Source organism: Marinovum sp. E3 (assembly GCF_055755275.1).
Genome location: NZ_CM146908.1, coordinates 610049 through 628148, shown reverse-complemented (window position 1 = coordinate 628148; position 18100 = coordinate 610049). Strand labels below are relative to the sequence as shown.

Here is an 18100-nt window from a genome sequence, read left to right as displayed (position 1 = left end):
CAGTTGGGGGATTGGCGATGGAGGTTCGTGTCCTTGGCGCGCAAGATATCGCGCTGTTGCAGAATGTCACCCCGGGGCTTTTCGATCACCCGGTCCGGCCCGATCAGGCGCGCGCCTTCCTTGGCAGCCCGCTGCATGTGATGGCTGCGGCAATCGCGGGCGGCGATCTGGTGTCCTTTGCATCCGGCACCGTGCTCCTGCATCCCGACAAGCCGCCGGGGGTCTTCGTCAACGAGGTCGGCACCCGCGAGAGCCACCGGCGCCGGGGGCTGGCCCGGGCGGTGACCGAGGCGCTCTTCGCCCATGTCCGCGCGATGGGCTGCAACGGCATCTGGCTCGGAACCGAGCCCGACAATGCCCCCGCGCTGGCGCTCTACCGCGCCCTCGGCGGCGCGGAACAGGTCATAGCGGGCTTCGGCTGGGATGGCGCCTTCGATCTCGATTAGTCCTCAGCTCTCGCGGTCGAAAAGGATGACATTGCGCCGCGCGGCGCCGGATTTGGTGTCGGCGATCGCCTCGTTGATCTGATCGAGCCGCCAGCGACCCGACACCAGCTCGTCAAGTTTGAGCCGCCCCTGCCGGTAGAGATCGGCCATCCAGGGAATATCGCGGCCGATCACCACGTCACCCATCTTCGAGCCCACCATGGACGAGCCCATATAGGCATTCACCGCCGGTTCATATTGCGCCATCGCTCCGGTGTGCGGCATGCCGACCATGATCATCCGCCCGCCCCAGCCGAGATAGCGCTGCGCCTCGTCATAGGCCCGGGTCGCGCCGACGGTCACCGCCACCACATCCGCCCCGCGCCCGCCCAGCGCCGCCATCGCGTCTTTCCATGGTGCTTCGCCGGTCGCCAGAACGCCATGGGTGGCGCCGAAGTCGCGCGCCATTGCGAGCTTTTGCTCGCTCATGTCGACGGCGACGATGCGGCGCGCGCCGGCGATGCGCGCGCCCTGGATGGCATTGAGCCCGACACCGCCGGCACCGATCACCACCACATCCTCGCCGGCGTGCAGCCGGCCGGCATTGACCACCGCGCCGACGCCGGTGATGACGCCGCAGGCCAGCAGCGCCGCGCTGTCGGCCGGCAGGTCATCGGGCAGCGCCACCACCTGACTGGCGCTGACAACCACACGTTCCGCAAAGGCACCGCAGTTCATCGCCGCACCAATGCTGGTGCCTTCGGCGTCGGTCAGCTTGGGCGGCTCGATCGTCGGGGTTTCGCAGATCGTGGGCTTGCCGGAACCACAGCTGGGACAGGTGCCGCAGGGCTTGATCAGGGTGACGACGACGAAATCGCCTTCGGCCAACCCGGTCACTCCGGCCCCGAGGCGACTCACCCGCCCGGCTGCCTCGTGGCCATAGACCGCCGGCAGCGCCCCGCCCCAGCCACCTTCGGCAAAGGAAATGTCGGAATGACAGATCGCCACGGCGTCGAGCGTGACCTCGATCTCGCCGGCCTCGGGGTCGCGCAGCGTCACCTCTTCGATCGCCAGGGGCGCGCCAAAGGCCCTGAGCACGGCGGCTTTGATTTGCGGCATGTCCCACCTCCTCGTTGAAGGCTTCACCCAATCAAACCGGGCGGGATGTGAAAAGCCGGAAAAACGCCTGTGCCGGGCCGTGACGTCAGGTCATGTTTCGGCCAGCCGGTCGATCAGTGCGGCCAGCGCTGCGGGGGCTGCAAGAAATGGCGAATGGCCGGCGTCGAAAACATGCACATCCTCGCGCGGCCAGTCGGCGGTCATCTGCGCCTGGAACTCCGGCGGGATGGTCTGATCGTCGCGGCAGAGGATGTAGCTGCGTGGCAACGATTGCGAGGCGTCGCTCACGCGCACCACGGCGGACTGTGGCGCGATGGGCTGCGGCCCGAGGCGCGCAAGGGCGAAACGCCGCTGTTCCTCGCTGCAATCCTGATAGAACACCCGCGCGGCCACCTCTGGGCGAAGCGTGTAACTCAGCCCGTCGTCCCGCTTGACCAGCGCGCCGCTGAGCGGCTGGCGCGCCTGGGCCCGACGCAGATCGAGCATGGTGCGGCCCGGCGCCGGCACATAGGCACAGAGATAGACCAGCCGCGCAATCCGCTCGGGCCGCCGTTCGGCGGCGGCGGTGATCGCGAAACCGGCAGCGGAATGGCCCAGCAGCAGGGTGCGGGGGCCAAGCGCGTCGCAGATCGCCTCGGCATAGCTGTCGAGCGTGACCGCGGGGTACGGCGTGGTGTCCTGGCCCGCACCCGGCAGGTCGATGGCACGCGCGTTGTGGCCCAGACCCGTCAGCTCGGTGATCAGCCCCTCGTAGCACCAGGCACCATGACAGGAGCCATGGATCAGCAGGATGTCAGACATGGCCGATGTCTTTGAGGAAGCCCGAGAGCAGCGCCGCATAGGCCTCGGGCTGTTCCACCGGTGCCAGATGCGCGGCACGGCGCATCAGCTCGAAGCGGGCGCCGGGGATCAGGTCCACCGTCTCGCGCACCAGGTCCGGCGGGGTCGAGCCATCGTCGCTGCCGGCGATCCCGAGGCAGGGCAGACGCAGGCCGGAGGTCGGGGTGTAGAAATCGGTGCCGGAAATGGCGGCGCAGGCGCCGGCATAGCCTTCGGCCGGCTGGCGCGCCACCATGTTGCGGATCATCCGCGCCTCCGGGCCATCGCGGAAAGCGCGGGTGAACCAGCGCGGCATCAGCGCCTCGGTCAGCGCCTCCGGCCCGCTCGCCCTGACCGTATCGATCCGCTCTTGCCATTGCTCCGGCGTGCCGATCTTGGCGGCGGTATGCGACAGCACGATGCCGCGCAGCAGATCGAGCCGCTTGACCGCCAGGCCCTGCGCCACCATGCCACCCAACGACAGCCCGACAAAGACCGCATCACTTACCTCGAGTGCATCGAGCAGCGCCTCGGCATCGCGCACCAAGGTGCCCATGGCGTAGGGGCCCGCGGGACAGTCGGAAAGCCCGTGACCGCGGCTGTCATAGCGGATCAGCCGCAGCCCCCGGGGCAGATGCGGCAGCACCCCGTCCCAGATCCGCATGTCGCAGCCCAGAGAATTGCCGAAGACGACGGCCGGGGCGTCTTTCGGCCCCGTGTCGGCAATGTGCAGGCCGATGCCATTGGCCTCGATGAAATGGCGCATTTGGGTCTTCTTCGCGGGCGGCGGGATGGCCGCGCCTTCTCAGCCGTCGTTCAGCCGCATATGGGCGATGATCTGGCCATGGTCGGACGCGAGCTTGTTGTAGGGGGCTTCGGGGTGGCTGCCGTCGGTCAGATGATCGTTGAGCACGCTGAAATAGTCCATCTCTCCGATGCGCCCCGGGTGATCGGGGTGAAAATGCCGCGACAGGAAAATCTGATCGATCGACTCGAAATTGCCGCCAAAGGCCGCGGTATAGACCATGTCGCGCAGACTCTTGCGGACAAACAGCTTTTCCGCCGAATGCAGGCGGACACGTTCGACATCCTCGGTGATCCGTCGGGCTTCCTCGGCGCTGTAACGGTCGGAATGGTGGCGGGCATCGTGGCGCAACATCCAGGCATAATTGCGGAACGGCACCTCGCCGGTGACGATCTCGGAGCTGACCGCATGTTCGCCGTCGTTGAAATCGCCCAGCGCCATTACCGGGTGCCCGGCGTCAAGCTCGATGAGGATTTCGCGGCGCAGCACCCAGGCCTCGGCCATGCGGCGGGTGGCAGCGCGCAGACTGCCCATCACCCGGCCCAGCGGGTCATACCGGGTGAGGTCCTGTTCCGGCGCGAAACCGGCGCCCTCGGGGGTGACATATTCGCCCAGCTTCGACTTGAGGTGACAGTTGAAGACGGTGATCACCTGATCGCCGACCGGAATGCGCGCCTTGAGGATCGGGCGGGACAAGCGGTGCAGGGTGAAGGCGCCGCTTTCACCGCCCTCGAGCCCGCGCAGCGGGTGAAAGGGGATGGTGAGCGGGGTGTCGAGATCCTGGATCACCTCCGGCTCTTCGGCAAAACCCGTGCGCGACAGGATCGCCACGCCGGGCCGGCGCTGGCCGGCAATGCCCGCGTCGGCGGCATTGGGCGCGAAGGCCAGCGACGCATCCTCATAGGCGCGATAGGCCAGCTTCCGAAAGATCGCCTTCTTGTGGTAGCGCCGCGAGGCATCGGGGATGGCGGCGGCGTTCAGCGCCGCGCCGCGGGCATCGGCCTCTTCGATCACCTCGGTCAGCGCCTCTTCCTCGAAGATCTCCTGGAAGCCCACGATATCGGCATCCATGGTCAGCAGCTGATCGGCCAGCCAGTCCTTCTTCCAGGCGAATTCCTCGGGGGTGTAACTTTGAAAGCGATAGTATTCCCGGTCCGGCCCGATCAGGTTCTTGACGTTGAACGAGGCAATCGTGAAGTCTCTCATCGCGCGCTCCCATGGCTCCAGGCCGAGGGAAGCACCCGCCGCCGCGGCGCGCAAGCCCCGTTTGCGGCCGTAGGCCCGGCTTCAGCCCGGCCCCCGCTCCAGCGCCCGCGCAAAGACCTGCGGATCGACATTGCCGCCCGAGATGGTGCAGATCACCGTGTCGCCCGCGAGCTCCGTGCCATGAAAGAGCGCCGCCGCCAGCGCCACCGCGCCGCCGGGTTCGGCCACCAGCTTGAGATGGGCAAAGGTCAGCGCCATGGCCCGCAGGGCGTCCTCCTCGCTCACCACCAGGCCGGGGCCGCAGAGCCGATTCATGATCGGAAAGGTGAGCTGGCCGGGACTTGGCGTCAGGATGGCATCGCAAAGCCCGCCGGCCTCGGACCGGTTGCGCTCGCGCGTGCCCGAGCGCAGCGACCGGGCGGTGTCGTCATAGCCCTCCGGCTCGACCGGGCGGGCGCGCAGGCCGGGGGCCTTCGCCTCGAGCGCAAGGGCGATGCCCGAAGTCAGCCCGCCGCCGCCGCAACAGACCAGCACCTCGGCCTCGGCAATGCCCAGTTCGGCCGCCTGTTCGGCGATCTCCAGCCCGCAGGTGCCCTGCCCGGCAATCACCTCGGGTTCGTCGAAGGGGCGGATCAGGGTCAGCCCGCGCTCGGACGAAAGCCGCGCACCGAGTTCGTCGCGGTCTTCGCGGCCGCGGTCGTAGAGCACCACCTCGGCGCCATAGGCCCGGGTGTTGGCGATCTTCATCTGCGGCGCGTCGGACGGCATGATGATCACCGCAGGCACGCCGAACCGCCGCGCGGCCAGCGCCACGCCCTGGGCATGATTGCCCGAAGAGAAGGCAATGACGCCGCGGGCGCGCAGCTCTTGCGGCAGCGCCGAAACCGCCGACATGCCGCCGCGAAACTTGAAGCTTCCGGTGAGTTGCAGACACTCCGGCTTGACCAGCACCCGGCGGCCGGCGATCTCGTCCAGCAGCGGCGCCGAGAGCAGCGGCGTGCGGCGGATCGCCCCCGAAATGCGGGCGTGGGCGGCGTTGATCCGGTCGATATTCATGCCATGTCCTTCAGCCAGGCGCCCAGCGCGGTCAGCGCCTCGGGCTCATCGAGAAACGGCACATGGCCGCGGTCGGGCACCACCGCAACATGCGCATCGGGCCGGCGGGCCTGCATCTCGGCCAGGGTCTCGGGTGACAGCAGATCGGAATTGGCGCCACGGATGAGTGCCAGCGGCTTGCCCTCCAGCGCATCGAACATCGGCCAGAGGTCGGGCACCGGCTGCGCCCCGGCGGCAATCACCGCGTCGCGCAGCTTCGGGTCATAGGTGATCCTGAGGCCATCGTCGGTCTGGTCATAGAACTTCTCGACCTCGGCGCGCCAGCGGCGCTCGGGCACATTGGCAAAGCCGGCCATCACCCCGGGTCGGGCGGCGGCGGCTTCGTCATAGGTTTTCCACACCGGCTGCCGGCCGAGATAGCCCATGATCACCTCGAGCCCCGCGGGCGCGATCGCCGGCCCGATGTCGTTCAGCGCCACTCCGATGAGCGCATCCGGCGCGCCCATCGCCAGCGCCATTGCCACCAGACCGCCGCGCGAGGTGCCCAGCACCGCCACGCGCGCCAGCCCGAGATGCGCCAGCAGCTCCAGCACATCCTGCGCCTCGCGCGGAATCGTGTAGCTCAGCGCGTCTTCGGCGAAATCGGACTTGCCGCGGCCGCGATAATCCAGCCGGATGACCCGACAGCCGGTCAGATGCGGCATGACATATTCGAAGTCGCGGCTGTCGCGGGTCAGCCCCGAAAGACAGAGCAGCGGCAGGCCCTCGCCCCGGTCGTCGTAATAGAGCGACAGCCCGTCGGAGGTGGTGAAAGTCGCCATTTCAGGCCCCTGCGAGATCGGGGATACGGGTCAGATCGCTCAGCACCTCGCCGGGGCGGGCCGGCAGCCGGTCCACCGGCTCGCCCGCACGGTTGACCCAGACGGTGCGGAAGCCATAGCCCGAGGCCCCGGCCGCGTCCCAGCCGTTCGACGAGACAAACAGCACCTGCTCCGGCGTGCAGCCGAACCGCTGGCCGACGAGATCATAGACCTGGCGGGCCGGCTTGAAGATGCCGACGCTCTCGACCGAGAGCACATCGTCGAGCAGCGCCTCCAGCCCGGCGCTGCCCACCGCGCCGTTCAGCATGTCGGGCGATCCGTTCGACAGGATCGCGGTGTTCAGCCCGGCGGATTTCAGCGCCGCCAGCATCTCGGGCACCTCGGGATAGGCCTGAAGCTCCCAGTACAGCGCCAGAAGCCGCTCACGCAGCTCGGGATTGCCGTCAAGCTCCTGCCGTTCCAGCGCCCAGTCGAGCCCGTCGCGGGTGACCTGCCAGAAATCGCAATGCTCGCCGGTGATCGCGCGCAGCCAGGTGTATTGCAGCTGTTTCGCCCGCCAGTCGGCGGCCAGCGCCGGCCATTTCGCGGCCCAATCGTCCTGTCCGGGCTCTTCGGCGGCAAGCCGCGCGGCGGCGGCCACGTCGAACAAGGTGCCATAGGCGTCGAAGATGCAGGTTGTGATGGTCATGGTGGCGCCTTCCGTCGTGCGTGAATGCGGCCATCATGCCGATAGGGCCGGCAATTGCCAGCCCTGCGGCGCCGGTTTCAGGCCGGCAGGCTGAAATGCTCGGCGGACCACGAAAATCGTATCCCCCTGCACCGTCAACTTCGACGATGCGCCCGAGGTTTGGACTGGGCCGCCGCAGCTCGCTCAAACCGGGGGCCAGCCGTCTGTTTGCCAATCCGGGCGCAAAACGCTAGGGTGTCGCGTCATAAACCCGGAGCACCCGTCAGAGCGGCGGCCTCCCCTTCTCATTTCCCCATATCTCGGAGCTTTCATGACCCAGGTCAAATCGGGCGACACCGTTGCCATTCACTATACCGGAACCCTTGCCGACGGTGCCACCTTCGACAGCTCGCAAGGACGCGATCCGCTGGAATTCACCGTCGGCTCCGGCCAGATCATTCCGGGTCTCGACAAGGCCATCCCGGGCATGGAAGTGGGCGACAAGAAGGTTGTCGACGTGCCCGCCGACGAAGCCTATGGCCAGGCCGATCCCAACGCCCGCCAGGCGGTGCCGCGCGCCGATATTCCGGCCGACATCCCGCTCGACATCGGCACCCAGTTGCAAGTGCAGACGCCCACCGGCCAGGCAATGCCCGTGACCGTGATCGAGGTGACCGACGAACAGGTGACACTGGACGCCAATCACCCGCTGGCCGGCAAGGATCTGACGTTCGCCATCGAGTTGGTCGAGATCAAGGCCGCCTGAGCGCGCCCGCATATGCGACGGAAAAGGCCCGCCGGTGCGCACCGGCGGGCCTTTTTCCTGCGCCGCGTTGATCGCGCGGCCGATCTTGACGATCGTTTGCCGGGCACCCGCGACAGCTGCCGTCAGTCGCGGGTGCCGGCGAATTTCTCCTGCCACGCCGCGCGCTCGTCGTCGGTGATCTTGCGGAAGGTCACATCCGGCACGCTGAAGCCGTGGCCGGGCGCAAGCCCCTCGAGCGCGGCTTTGACGTCTTCGGGCCAGGCAGTGTCGTCGCTCTGCATCGCCCGCATCAGCTGGTCGCAGGCATCGGGAATGAACGGGCTCGAAATCACCGCGTAAAACCGGATCAGATTCAGCGCCAGCCGAATCTGCGCCGCCGCCGCCTCCGGGTCCTGCTTGAAGGTCGACCAGGGCGCCGCATCCTGAAGGTATTCGTTCCCCGCAACCCAGATAGCGCGCAGCTCCTGCGCCGCCTTGCGCACCTCGATGGCCTCCATATGCGCCTCATAGGCGCGCAGGCGGCGGGTCAGATCGCCGATCAGCGCGTCTTCGCGCGGCCCCCAGACGCCCCCCTCCGGCACCGCTTCGCCGAACTTCGAGCGGCAGAATTTCGTCACCCGGCTGACGAAGTTGCCCAGCACATCGGCGAGGTCCTTGTTGACCGAGGCCTGAAAGTTCTCCCAGGTGAACTCGGCATCGGAGCTTTCCGGCGCATGGCTCAGCAACCACCAGCGCCAGTAGTCCGAGGGCAGGATTGCCAGCGCCTGATCCATGAAGACCCCCCGGCCCTGCGAGGTCGAGAACTGGCCGCCGTCGTAATTGAGGTAGTTGAACGACTTGATGTAATCGACCAGCTTCCAGTCCTCGCCCGAGCCCAGGATCGTTGCCGGAAAGCTCAGGGTGTGGAACGGCACATTATCCTTGCCCATGAACTGGGTATAGCGCACATCCGCGGCGCCCTTGTCGGTGCGCCACCAGCGCTCCCAGTCGGCCTCGGATTTGCCGTTGGCCTCGGCCCATTCGCCGGCGCAGGCGATATATTCGATCGGCGCGTCGAACCAGACGTAAAAGACCTTGCCTTCCATGCCGGGCCAGTCGGCATCGCCTTTTTTCACCGGAATGCCCCAATCCAGATCGCGGGTGATACCGCGATCCTGCAAACCGTCGCCGTCGTTCAGCCATTTCCTGGCGATCGAGGTGGTCAGGATCGGCCAATCCGCCTTGCTGTCGATCCAGTCGTTCAGCTGGTCGCGCATGTCGGATTGGCACAGGTAGAGGTGCTTGGTCTCGCGCACCTCGAGATCGGTGGAGCCGGAAATCGCGCTGCGCGGCTCGACAAGATCGGTCGGGTCGAGCTGCTTGGTGCAATTCTCGCATTGGTCGCCCCGGGCACGGTCGTAGCCGCAGTTCGGACAGGTGCCCTCGATGTAGCGGTCGGGCAGGAACCGGCCGTCGGCATTCGAATAGACCTGTTTCTCGCTGACCTCGCGGATCAGCCCGGCCTCGGCCAGCCGGCCGGCGAAATGCTGGGTCAGCCGATGGTTCTGCGGGCTCGAGGAGCGGCCGAAGTGATCGAAGCTGAGGCGGAAACCGCGGGCGATCTCGGCCTGCACGCCATGCATCTCGGCGCAATAGTCCGCTACCGGCTGGCCCGCCTTGGCCGCGGCGAGTTCGGCCGGGGTGCCGTGTTCGTCGGTGGCGCAGAGAAACATCACCTCCTGCCCGCGGGCACGCTGGTAGCGGGCAAAGAGATCGGCCGGCAGCTGGGAGCCGATGAGATTGCCCAGATGCTTGATCCCGTTGATATAGGGAATGGCAGATGTGATGAGGTGGCGTGTCATGAGCGTCCCCGAAAAACCGTTTCGCTCCCTTTAACGCAGGCCGGCACAAGGGGCCAGAGCCAGCACCACCGCGCTCTGGCGGATCCGGTGCTTCTTCTGGCCGGAAATATCCTGGGGGGCGGCCGCAGGCCGGGGGGCGAAGCCCCCGACACCCTCCGTCAAGCCCGGCCGCGAAACCTGCCGGGGCGGTCGCCGCCGGCCCGCAGGCCTCAGTCGGCCTCTTCCATGTCGAAACCCAGATGCTTGGCCACCGCAAAGATGTCCTTGTCGCCACGGCCGCACATGTTCATGACGATCAGGTGGTCCCGGGGCAGCTCCGGCGCGATCTTCATCACATGCGCCAGCGCATGGCTGGGCTCGAGCGCCGGGATGATGCCTTCGGCGGCGCAGCAGAGCTGGAAGGCCGCCAGCGCCTCCTTGTCGGTGATCGCCACATATTCGGCGCGCTTGGTGTCATGCAGCCAGGAATGCTCCGGCCCGATGCCGGGATAGTCGAGCCCGGCGGAAATGGAATAGCCCTCGAGGATCTGCCCGTCGTCATCCTGCAACAGATAGGTGCGGTTGCCATGCAGCACGCCGGGCCGGCCGCCGGTGAGCGAGGCGCAATGCTCCATCTTCTCGGTCACCCCCTTGCCGCCGGCCTCGACGCCAATGATGCGCACATCCTTGTCGTCGAGGAAGGGATAGAACAGTCCCATGGCGTTCGACCCGCCGCCGATGGCGGCGATGATCGTGTCGGGCAGACGGCCCTCGGCCTCGAGGATCTGCTCCTTGGCTTCCTTGCCGATGATCGCCTGGAAATCACGCACCATCGCCGGGTACGGGTGCGGCCCGGCGACGGTGCCGATGCAGTAGAAGGTGTCGCGCACATTGGTGACCCAGTCGCGCAGTGCGTCGTTCATTGCATCCTTCAGCGTGCCGCGGCCGGAGGTCACCGGCACCACCTCGGCGCCCAGGAGCCGCATGCGGAAGACGTTGGGCTTCTGCCGCTCGACGTCATGCGCACCCATGTAGACCACGCATTTCAGCCCGAACTTGGCACAGACCGTCGCCGTTGCCACCCCATGCTGGCCGGCGCCGGTCTCGGCGATGATCCGGGTCTTGCCCATGCGCCGCGCCAGCAGGATCTGACCCAGCACGTTGTTGATCTTGTGCGCGCCGGTGTGGTTCAGCTCGTCCCGCTTGAGATAGACCTTGGCACCGCCCAGGCGCTCGGTCAGACCCTCGGCGAAATAGAGCGGGCTCGGCCGGCCGACGTAGTGTTTCCACAGGTGGTCCATCTCGTCCCAGAAACTCTGGTCGGTCTTGGCCTTTTCGTATTCCTCTTCCAGCGACAGGATCAGCGGCATCAGCGTTTCCGAGACGAAGCGGCCGCCGTAATTGCCGAAGCGGCCCTTTTCGTCGGGGCCGGTCATGAAGGAATTGAAAAGATCGTTGGACATGCTGCACCCCGTGTCGGTTTCGCCGCCCTGAATATAGCCGCGACGCCCGGAAGGAAAGCCTTTGTGCGGCGCCCTTTGCCCACATGCCCCGCCCGTCCCGGGCCCGCCCCGGGACCTCCTGCCGCACGCCGGGGGCCCCGGATCAGGTCCCGCGCGCGGGGCGCCGGAAACCCAAACGGCGCGCCCGGAGGCGCGCCGTTTCAAACTCTCGGGCCGGTGCGGCTCAGAGGCTCGGCTGTTGCGAGGACAGGCCGATCTCGCCGCCCATGGCGACCATGTCCGCCACCAGCTTGACCGCGTCGTCGACGGCGTTGCTGTCGGGCTCTTTCGCCTCTTTGGCCGATTTGTGCACGGAGGCGGCTTCGGCGATCATCTCGTCGAGCAGCTCCTGCGTCATGTCGGCACGCGGGATCGCGCGTTCGGCCAGCACGGTCACGCCGTCGGCCTTGATCTGGGCGAAGCCGCCGGTGACGACATATTCCGCCGTCTCGGCCCCCTCGATCCGCAGAACGCCGGGGCGCAGCGTGGTGATGGTCGGCGCGTGATCGGCCATTGCCGTCATGTCACCGTCGGCACCGGGGATCTGGACCGCGGTCACCTTTTGCGAAGCGAGGCTCCGCTCGGGGCTGACCAGGTCGAATTGCATTTCGTCTGCCATGTTCTTCTCCTTTGGAGAGGTCGCCCCTTTGCGGGCCCCTGCGGGCCCTCATCGGGGCGACCGGCCGTTTCCTCAGGCCGCGTCGGCAGCCATCTTCTCGGCTTTGGCTTTCACCTCTTCGATGCCGCCAACCATGTAGAAGGCGCCTTCGGGCAGGTGATCGTATTCGCCGGCGACAACCGCCTTGAAGGACGAGATCGTGTCCTCGAGCGGCACCTGCACACCGTCGGAGCCGGTGAAGACCTTCGCCACGTCGAACGGCTGCGACAGGAACCGCTGGATCTTCCGGGCGCGGGCCACGGTCAGCTTGTCCTCTTCCGACAGTTCGTCCATGCCGAGGATGGCGATGATGTCCTGAAGCGACTTGTAGCGCTGGAGGATGTTCTGCACATCCGAGGCCACCTTGTAGTGCTCTTCACCCACGATCGCCGGGTCCATCAGGCGCGACGAGCTGTCCAGCGGATCCACCGCCGGGTAGATGCCCAGCTCGGAAATGGCGCGCGACAGAACGGTCGTGGCGTCGAGGTGGGCAAAGGTGGTTGCCGGTGCCGGGTCGGTCAGGTCGTCCGCGGGAACGTAGACGGCCTGGATCGATGTGATCGAGCCCTGCTTGGTCGAGGTGATGCGTTCCTGCATCGCGCCCATGTCGGTGGCCAGCGTCGGCTGGTAGCCCACCGCCGAAGGAATACGGCCCAGAAGCGCCGACACCTCGGAGCCCGCCTGGGTGAAGCGGAAGATGTTGTCGACGAAGAACAGAACGTCGGTCCCGGACTGGTCGCGGAACTGCTCGGCCAGGGTCAGGCCGGTCAGCGCAACACGGGCACGCGCCCCCGGAGGCTCGTTCATCTGGCCGTAGACCAGTGCCACCTGGCTCTCTTCCAGATTGTCGGGCTTGATGACGTTGGATTCGATCATCTCGTGGTAGAGGTCGTTGCCCTCACGGGTCCGTTCACCAACACCGGCGAACACGGAGTAGCCCGAGTGCACCTTGGCGATGTTGTTGATCAGTTCCATGATGAGAACGGTCTTTCCCACGCCGGCGCCGCCGAAGAGGCCGATCTTGCCGCCTTTTGCGTAGGGGGCCAGCAGGTCGACGACCTTGATGCCGGTGACGAGGATTTCCGACTCGGTCGACTGCTCGGAGAACTCCGGCGCCGGCTGGTGGATGGCGCGGGTCTCGGAGGCCGAGACCGGGCCGCCTTCGTCCACGGGCTCGCCCACGACGTTGAGGATGCGGCCCAGGGTGGCGTTGCCCACCGGCACCGAGATCGGGCCGTCGGTGTCAACCACTTCCTGACCCCGGACCAGACCTTCGGTCGCGTCCATCGCGATGGTGCGGACGGTGTTTTCGCCCAGGTGCTGTGCCACTTCCAGAACCAGACGGTTGCCGTTGTTGTCGGTGGTCAGCGCGTTCAGAATCGCCGGCAGATGGTCGTCGAACTGCACGTCGACCACGGCGCCGATGACCTGAGTCACTTTGCCAGTTGCGTTTGCCATGTTTCGTCTCCGGTTCTTAGAGCGCTTCCGCGCCCGAGATAATTTCGATCAGTTCATTGGTGATGACGGCCTGACGCGAGCGGTTGTACTCGATGGTCAGCTTGTCGATCATGTCGCCGGCATTGCGCGTCGCGTTGTCCATGGCGGACATCCGCGCGCCCTGCTCCGACGCGGCGTTTTCCAGCAGACCGGCAAAGATCTGGGTGGCCACCCCGCGCGGCAGCAAATCGGCCAGGATGGCCTCTTCGCTGGGCTCGTAATCGTAGAGCGTGCTGGTGCCCGTCTCTTCACCGTCCTCGTCAGCCTCGAAGCTGGCGGGGATGATCTGTTGCGCCGTGGGAATCTGGGTCACCACGTTCTGGAACTTCGAATAGAACAGCGTCGCCACATCGAACTCGCCCGCATCGAAGCGGCCGAGAACGTCCTTGGCGATCTCCTGTGCGTTGACATAGCCGACGCGTTTGACCTCGCTCAGATCGACATGGCCGACCAGATGGTCGCCGAAGTCGCGTTTGAGCACGTCGCGGCCCTTCTTGCCGACGGTCAGGATCTTGACCGTCTTGCCCTTGTCGAGAAGCTCCCGGGCGCGGGTCTTGGCCAGCTTGGCGATATTGCCGTTGAAGCCACCGCAGAGGCCGCGCTCGGCGGTCATGACGACGAGCAGATGCACGTCGTCACTGCCGGTGCCCGACAGAAGCTTGGGCGCGCTGTCGCTGTCACCCACCGATTGGGCGAGCCCGGCCATCACGGCATTGAACCGTTCGGCATAGGGGCGCGCCATCTCGGCCGCTTCCTGTGCCCGCCGCAGTTTCGCGGCGGCCACCATCTGCATGGCCTTGGTGATCTTGCGGGTCGACTTGACCGACTCGATCCTGTTTTTCAAGTCCTTGAGATTTGGCATAGCCTTATCTCCTTATGCGAAGTCGGCGGCGAATTCGTCCAGTGCGGCGCGGATCTTGTCCTCGGCTTCACCTTTGATCTTCGGGTCTTCTTCGGTGATGTAATCCAGAAGATCGGCGTGCTTGGAACGCAGGTGTTGCAGCAGGCCCTTCTCGAAACGGCCCACTTCGGACACCTTGATCTTGTCGAGGTAGCCCTTGGTGCCGGCGAAGATCACGCAGACGATTTCGGCGTTGGTCAGCGGCGAATACTGCGGCTGTTTCATCAGCTCGGTCAGACGCGCACCACGGTTCAGCAGCTGCTGGGTCGCGGCGTCGAGGTCGGAACCGAACTGCGCAAAGGCCGCCATTTCGCGGTACTGAGCGAGTTCCAGTTTCACCGGACCGGCGACCGATTTCATCGCGTTGGTCTGGGCCGAGGAACCCACGCGCGAGACCGACAGACCGGTGTTCACGGCGGGGCGGATGCCCTGATAGAACAGCTCGGTCTCAAGGAAGATCTGGCCGTCGGTGATCGAGATCACGTTGGTCGGAATAAAGGCCGAAACGTCACCACCCTGGGTTTCGATGATCGGCAGCGCGGTCAGCGAGCCGGCGCCGTTGTCCTCGTTCAGCTTGGCCGAACGCTCGAGCAGGCGCGAGTGGAGGTAGAAAACGTCACCCGGATAGGCTTCACGGCCCGGCGGACGACGCAGCAGCAGCGACATCTGGCGGTAGGACACGGCTTGCTTGGAGAGGTCATCGTAGATGATCAGCGCGTGCTTGCCGTTGTCACGGAAGTACTCGGCCATGGCGGTCGCGGCATAGGGTGCCAGGAACTGCATCGGGGCCGGGTCGGAGGCGGTCGCGGCGACGACGATCGAATAGTCGATGGCGCCAGATTCCTCGAGACGCTTAACCAGCTGCGCCACGGTGGACCGCTTCTGGCCGATCGCGACATAGACGCAGTACAGCTTCTTGCTGTCGTCATCGCCGGCGGCGTCGTTGTAGGATTTCTGGTTCAGAACCGCGTCGAGCGCGACGGCGGTCTTGCCGGTCTGACGGTCGCCAATGATCAGCTCGCGCTGGCCACGGCCGATCGGGATCATCGAGTCGACGGCCTTGAGGCCGGTCGCCATCGGTTCGTGCACGGATTTACGCGGGATGATACCCGGCGCCTTGACGTCGGCGATGCGACGCTCGGACGCCTTGATCGGGCCCTTGCCGTCCAGCGGACTGCCGAGGCCGTCGACCACGCGGCCGAGCAGCTCGGGGCCTGCGGGGACGTCCACGATCGAATTGGTGCGCTTGACGGTGTCGCCTTCCTTGATGTCCCGGTCGGAACCGAAGATCACCACACCGACGTTGTCGGTCTCGAGGTTCAGCGCCATGCCCATGATGCCGCCGGGGAACTCGACCATTTCACCCGCCTGGATGCTGTCGAGGCCATAGACCCGCGCGATACCGTCACCGACAGAGAGCACGCGGCCCACTTCGGCGACTTCGGCTTCTTGCCCGAAGTTTTGGATCTGCTCCTTTAGGATCGCAGAAATCTCGGCTGCTTGGATACCCATTTATCCGACCTCTTTCATTGCATTCTGGAGGGAATTGAGCTTCGAGCGGATCGAGGTATCGATCATCTTCGAGCCCACCTTGACAACAAGACCGCCGATGAGGCTCTCATCGACGGTCGCATTTACTTTGACATCCTTGCCCACGGATTTCTTCAGCGATGCCGCCAGGGCATCGGCCTGCGCCGGGCTCAGGGCCGTGGCGCTGGTCACATCCGCGGTCACTTCGCCCTTGTGGGCGGCAATCTTGGCGCGCAGCCGGGCGACCAGGTGAGGCAGGACGAACAGGCGGCGCTTGGCCGCCATCAGGCCCATGGTATTGACGAGCACCGGGAGGAGCTTCATCTTCTGACCGATTGCGATGATGGCGTTCTGCTGATCGTCGCGGGAATACAGCGGGTTGCCAATCAGGTCGCGCAGTTCCTCGCTGCTGTCGAGTGCGGCAGCCAGATCGTCGAGGCTGGTTTCAAGTTCGGCGATAGTGCCGTTCTCGTTGGCAATCTCGAACACGGCCGACGCATAGCGATCGGCAATACCCGAGGAAATCGAAGCTGGTTCGGACACGTCCACCCTTCCGACTGTCTGGCCCCGGTTTGCCGCATTCCTGTGGCGTCCGGGGACGTTTCCCGGCCCTGACATCTCTCAAGGCGCTAAATCACGCCGGATGTAGCAGAGCCTTCTCAACCCCGCAACATACTTGAGGGTTTTTAAGCCGCGTGAATAAATAAGTGTTATCAGCAGCTTGCCGCATGTGCGACCGAATGCGCACCTGCAAGCGTCTCAAAAATCTTTCATTTTCGTGAACTGCGACGATTCCCGGGGTGGATTTTCCGCTGTTAGCGCCTAAACGGGCTTTGCCTCTTTTGCGGGCTTCGGGCTGAGGACGTCGAGCGGGCTGGGCACCCGGACCCGCAGACCGGGGTCATGCGGCGCCTGCACGCGCTTGGAGGCCTCGACCATCAGCACCCCCGCGGGCAGCGGCAGGCCAAAGCGCTGGCCCGAACTTTCCCAGAGCCGCCCGGTCTTCATCCAGAACCGCCGTGGCGACGGCGGCTGGTACAGCGCCGAGGCATGTTTTTCCGGCATGAAGCCATGGCTGCGCAACTGGGTCTCGAGCTGGCTCTGCGTGTAGGGCCGGCCATAACCGAAAGGCGTGGCATCGCTGCGCGACCAGAGCCCGGCGCGGTTGGGCACGACAAAGAGGATCTTGCCCCCCGGCCCCAGCACCCGATGGCATTCCTCGAGCAGCACCGAGGGCCGCTCCGAGGTTTCCAGCCCGTGCATCACCACCAGCTTGTCGATCCGCCCGGTCTCGACCGGCCAGGAGGTTTCTTCGGTCAGCACCGAGACATTGGGCATCCCGGCCGGCCAGCGCATCACCCCCTGCGGCCCCGGCATCAGCGCCATGACCCGGCGCGCCTCGGCCAGATAGGGCCGCAGCAGCGGCACGGCAAATCCAAAGCCCGCCACCGTCTGGCCCTTGGCCTCGGGCCAGAGCCGCAGCATCCGGGTACTCACCGCCCGCTGCGCCGCACGGCCAAGCGCGCTGCGGTAATAGAAATTCCTCAGGTCCTGTACATCCAGGTGCATTGCGATCCGCGTCGGCTTGGGTCAGACTTGAGGGCCACTCTAGCAACGGAGCCGCGAATTGCCATGCCCCTTGAGCTTGTGACCATCCCCTGTCTGTCGGACAATTACGCCTATCTCGTGCACGACGACAAAAGCGGCGAAACGGCGGTGTTCGACGTGCCCGAAGCCGGGCCGATCCTGGAGACGCTGGAGGCGCGCGGCTGGCGCCTCAGCCATGTCTTCCTGACCCACCACCACCCCGACCACGTGCAGGGCACCGCCGATCTTCTGGCCAAGGCGCCGGCCCGGGTGATCGGCGCCGCCGCCGATGCCCACCGCCTGCCCTCGCTCGACCAGCAGGTCGGCCAGGGCGATGTGGTGCCGCTTGGCGGCGAAAGCGTCGAGGTGATCGAGGTGCCGGGCCATACCACCGGCCATGTCGCCTATCACCTGCCGACCTCGGCCATCCTGGTGACGATGGACAGCCTGATGCATCTGGGCTGTGGCCGGCTGTTCGAAGGCACCGCGGCGCAGATGTTCGACAGCCTGGGCCGGATGGCCGTCCTGCCGCCGGAAACAATCGTCTGTTCGGGCCATGAATACGCCGAAACCAACGTCCGCTTTGCCCTGACCATTGAACCGGAGAATTCCCGCCTTATCTCTCGCAGAGACGAGATTGCGGCGGCGCGCGCAGCGGGGCGCGCCACTGTCCCCACAACCCTTGCACTCGAGCTGGACACCAACCCGTTCCTGCGCTGCCATATCCCGGCGGTTCAGGCCTCGGTCGGTCTGGCAGACGGTGATCCCTTGGCCGTTTTTGCCGAGGTACGCAAGCGTCGCGACAGCTTTTCCTAGCCCTCGCCGCGCTGCCGCATATCACGGCGCTGTGCACACAGTGTTTGGAAATGTGAGCGGGTTCGCAAAGAAAAAACTTGAAGCGGGCCTGAGATCGACCAAACT

The 18100-nt window shown here is 65.8% G+C and carries 18 protein-coding genes; 3 read left to right on the top strand and 15 right to left on the bottom strand.

Going from position 1 to position 18100, the window contains the following annotated elements:
- Positions 1-17 precede the first annotated feature (17 nt).
- Complete coding sequence (locus tag AC0J5K_RS03075; protein WP_274565671.1) at positions 18-446, top strand: GNAT family N-acetyltransferase; 429 nt, start codon at positions 18-20, stop codon at positions 444-446.
- A 3-nt stretch (positions 447-449) separates the two neighbouring features.
- On the opposite strand, the gene AC0J5K_RS03070 is transcribed toward AC0J5K_RS03075, so the two are convergent.
- The 7 genes from AC0J5K_RS03070 to AC0J5K_RS03040 all read right to left on the bottom strand — a co-directional run bounded on the left by AC0J5K_RS03070 (position 450) and on the right by AC0J5K_RS03040 (position 6939).
- A complete protein-coding gene (locus AC0J5K_RS03070) occupies positions 450-1544 on the bottom strand; it encodes a zinc-binding dehydrogenase (protein WP_074834348.1) in 1095 nt (364 codons plus the stop codon).
- Between the two features lie 90 nt (positions 1545-1634).
- On the bottom strand, positions 1635-2345 hold the full coding sequence (locus AC0J5K_RS03065; RefSeq protein WP_074834346.1) for an alpha/beta fold hydrolase: 711 nt from the start codon (positions 2343-2345) through the stop codon (positions 1635-1637).
- The gene (gene pcaD / locus AC0J5K_RS03060; protein ID WP_074834344.1) at positions 2338-3129 is read right to left on the bottom strand and encodes a 3-oxoadipate enol-lactonase; all 792 of its coding nucleotides are present in this window, start codon (positions 3127-3129) and stop codon (positions 2338-2340) included. The genes AC0J5K_RS03065 and pcaD overlap by 8 nt, the downstream gene beginning before the upstream one ends.
- A gap of 39 nt (positions 3130-3168) precedes the next feature.
- Positions 3169-4374, bottom strand: a complete 1206-nt coding sequence (locus tag AC0J5K_RS03055; protein ID WP_074834342.1) for an endonuclease/exonuclease/phosphatase family protein — start codon at positions 4372-4374, stop codon at positions 3169-3171.
- An 81-nt stretch (positions 4375-4455) separates the two neighbouring features.
- Positions 4456-5430 carry a threonine ammonia-lyase gene (locus tag AC0J5K_RS03050; RefSeq protein WP_274565672.1) on the bottom strand — a complete coding sequence of 325 codons (975 nt, stop codon included), beginning with the start codon at positions 5428-5430 and terminating at the stop codon, positions 4456-4458.
- A complete protein-coding gene (locus AC0J5K_RS03045) occupies positions 5427-6251 on the bottom strand; it encodes an alpha/beta fold hydrolase (protein ID WP_274565673.1) in 825 nt (274 codons plus the stop codon). Before AC0J5K_RS03045 ends, AC0J5K_RS03050 begins: the two co-directional genes overlap by 4 nt.
- A gap of 1 nt (position 6252) precedes the next feature.
- Positions 6253-6939 (bottom strand): haloacid dehalogenase type II, encoded by a 687-nt coding sequence (locus AC0J5K_RS03040; RefSeq protein WP_048529835.1) that lies wholly within the window; start codon positions 6937-6939, stop codon positions 6253-6255.
- Positions 6940-7249: 310 nt separating this feature from the next.
- Here AC0J5K_RS03040 and AC0J5K_RS03035 point away from each other — a divergent pair, with 310 nt between their 5' ends.
- A complete protein-coding gene (locus tag AC0J5K_RS03035; protein ID WP_048529833.1) occupies positions 7250-7684 on the top strand; it encodes an FKBP-type peptidyl-prolyl cis-trans isomerase in 435 nt (144 codons plus the stop codon).
- 122 nt (positions 7685-7806) lie between these two features.
- On the opposite strand, the gene metG is transcribed toward AC0J5K_RS03035, so the two are convergent.
- The 8 genes from metG to AC0J5K_RS02995 all read right to left on the bottom strand — a co-directional run bounded on the left by metG (position 7807) and on the right by AC0J5K_RS02995 (position 17161).
- A complete protein-coding gene (gene metG / locus AC0J5K_RS03030) occupies positions 7807-9525 on the bottom strand; it encodes a methionine--tRNA ligase (RefSeq protein WP_074834336.1) in 1719 nt (572 codons plus the stop codon).
- A 209-nt stretch (positions 9526-9734) separates the two neighbouring features.
- Complete coding sequence (gene trpB / locus AC0J5K_RS03025) at positions 9735-10967, bottom strand: tryptophan synthase subunit beta (protein ID WP_048529830.1); 1233 nt, start codon at positions 10965-10967, stop codon at positions 9735-9737.
- Between the two features lie 223 nt (positions 10968-11190).
- Positions 11191-11625, bottom strand: a complete 435-nt coding sequence (locus AC0J5K_RS03020) for a F0F1 ATP synthase subunit epsilon (protein ID WP_048529829.1) — start codon at positions 11623-11625, stop codon at positions 11191-11193.
- Positions 11626-11697: 72 nt separating this feature from the next.
- Positions 11698-13122, bottom strand: a complete 1425-nt coding sequence (atpD, locus tag AC0J5K_RS03015; RefSeq protein WP_048529828.1) for a F0F1 ATP synthase subunit beta — start codon at positions 13120-13122, stop codon at positions 11698-11700.
- Positions 13123-13138: 16 nt separating this feature from the next.
- Positions 13139-14023, bottom strand: coding sequence for a F0F1 ATP synthase subunit gamma (locus tag AC0J5K_RS03010; RefSeq protein WP_048529824.1), 885 nt, complete (start codon positions 14021-14023; stop codon positions 13139-13141).
- Positions 14024-14035: 12 nt separating this feature from the next.
- Positions 14036-15574: a F0F1 ATP synthase subunit alpha gene (atpA, locus tag AC0J5K_RS03005; protein ID WP_274565674.1), complete on the bottom strand. Its 1539-nt coding sequence runs from the start codon at positions 15572-15574 to the stop codon at positions 14036-14038.
- Positions 15575-16141: a F0F1 ATP synthase subunit delta gene (locus AC0J5K_RS03000; protein ID WP_048529820.1), complete on the bottom strand. Its 567-nt coding sequence runs from the start codon at positions 16139-16141 to the stop codon at positions 15575-15577. It lies immediately after the preceding gene.
- Between the two features lie 273 nt (positions 16142-16414).
- The gene (locus tag AC0J5K_RS02995) at positions 16415-17161 is read right to left on the bottom strand and encodes a methyltransferase domain-containing protein (RefSeq protein WP_048529818.1); all 747 of its coding nucleotides are present in this window, start codon (positions 17159-17161) and stop codon (positions 16415-16417) included.
- Positions 17162-17224: 63 nt separating this feature from the next.
- Between AC0J5K_RS02995 and gloB the strand changes: the two genes are divergently transcribed.
- Positions 17225-17995 carry a hydroxyacylglutathione hydrolase gene (gloB, locus tag AC0J5K_RS02990; RefSeq protein ID WP_048529816.1) on the top strand — a complete coding sequence of 257 codons (771 nt, stop codon included), beginning with the start codon at positions 17225-17227 and terminating at the stop codon, positions 17993-17995.
- Positions 17996-18100 lie beyond the last annotated feature (105 nt).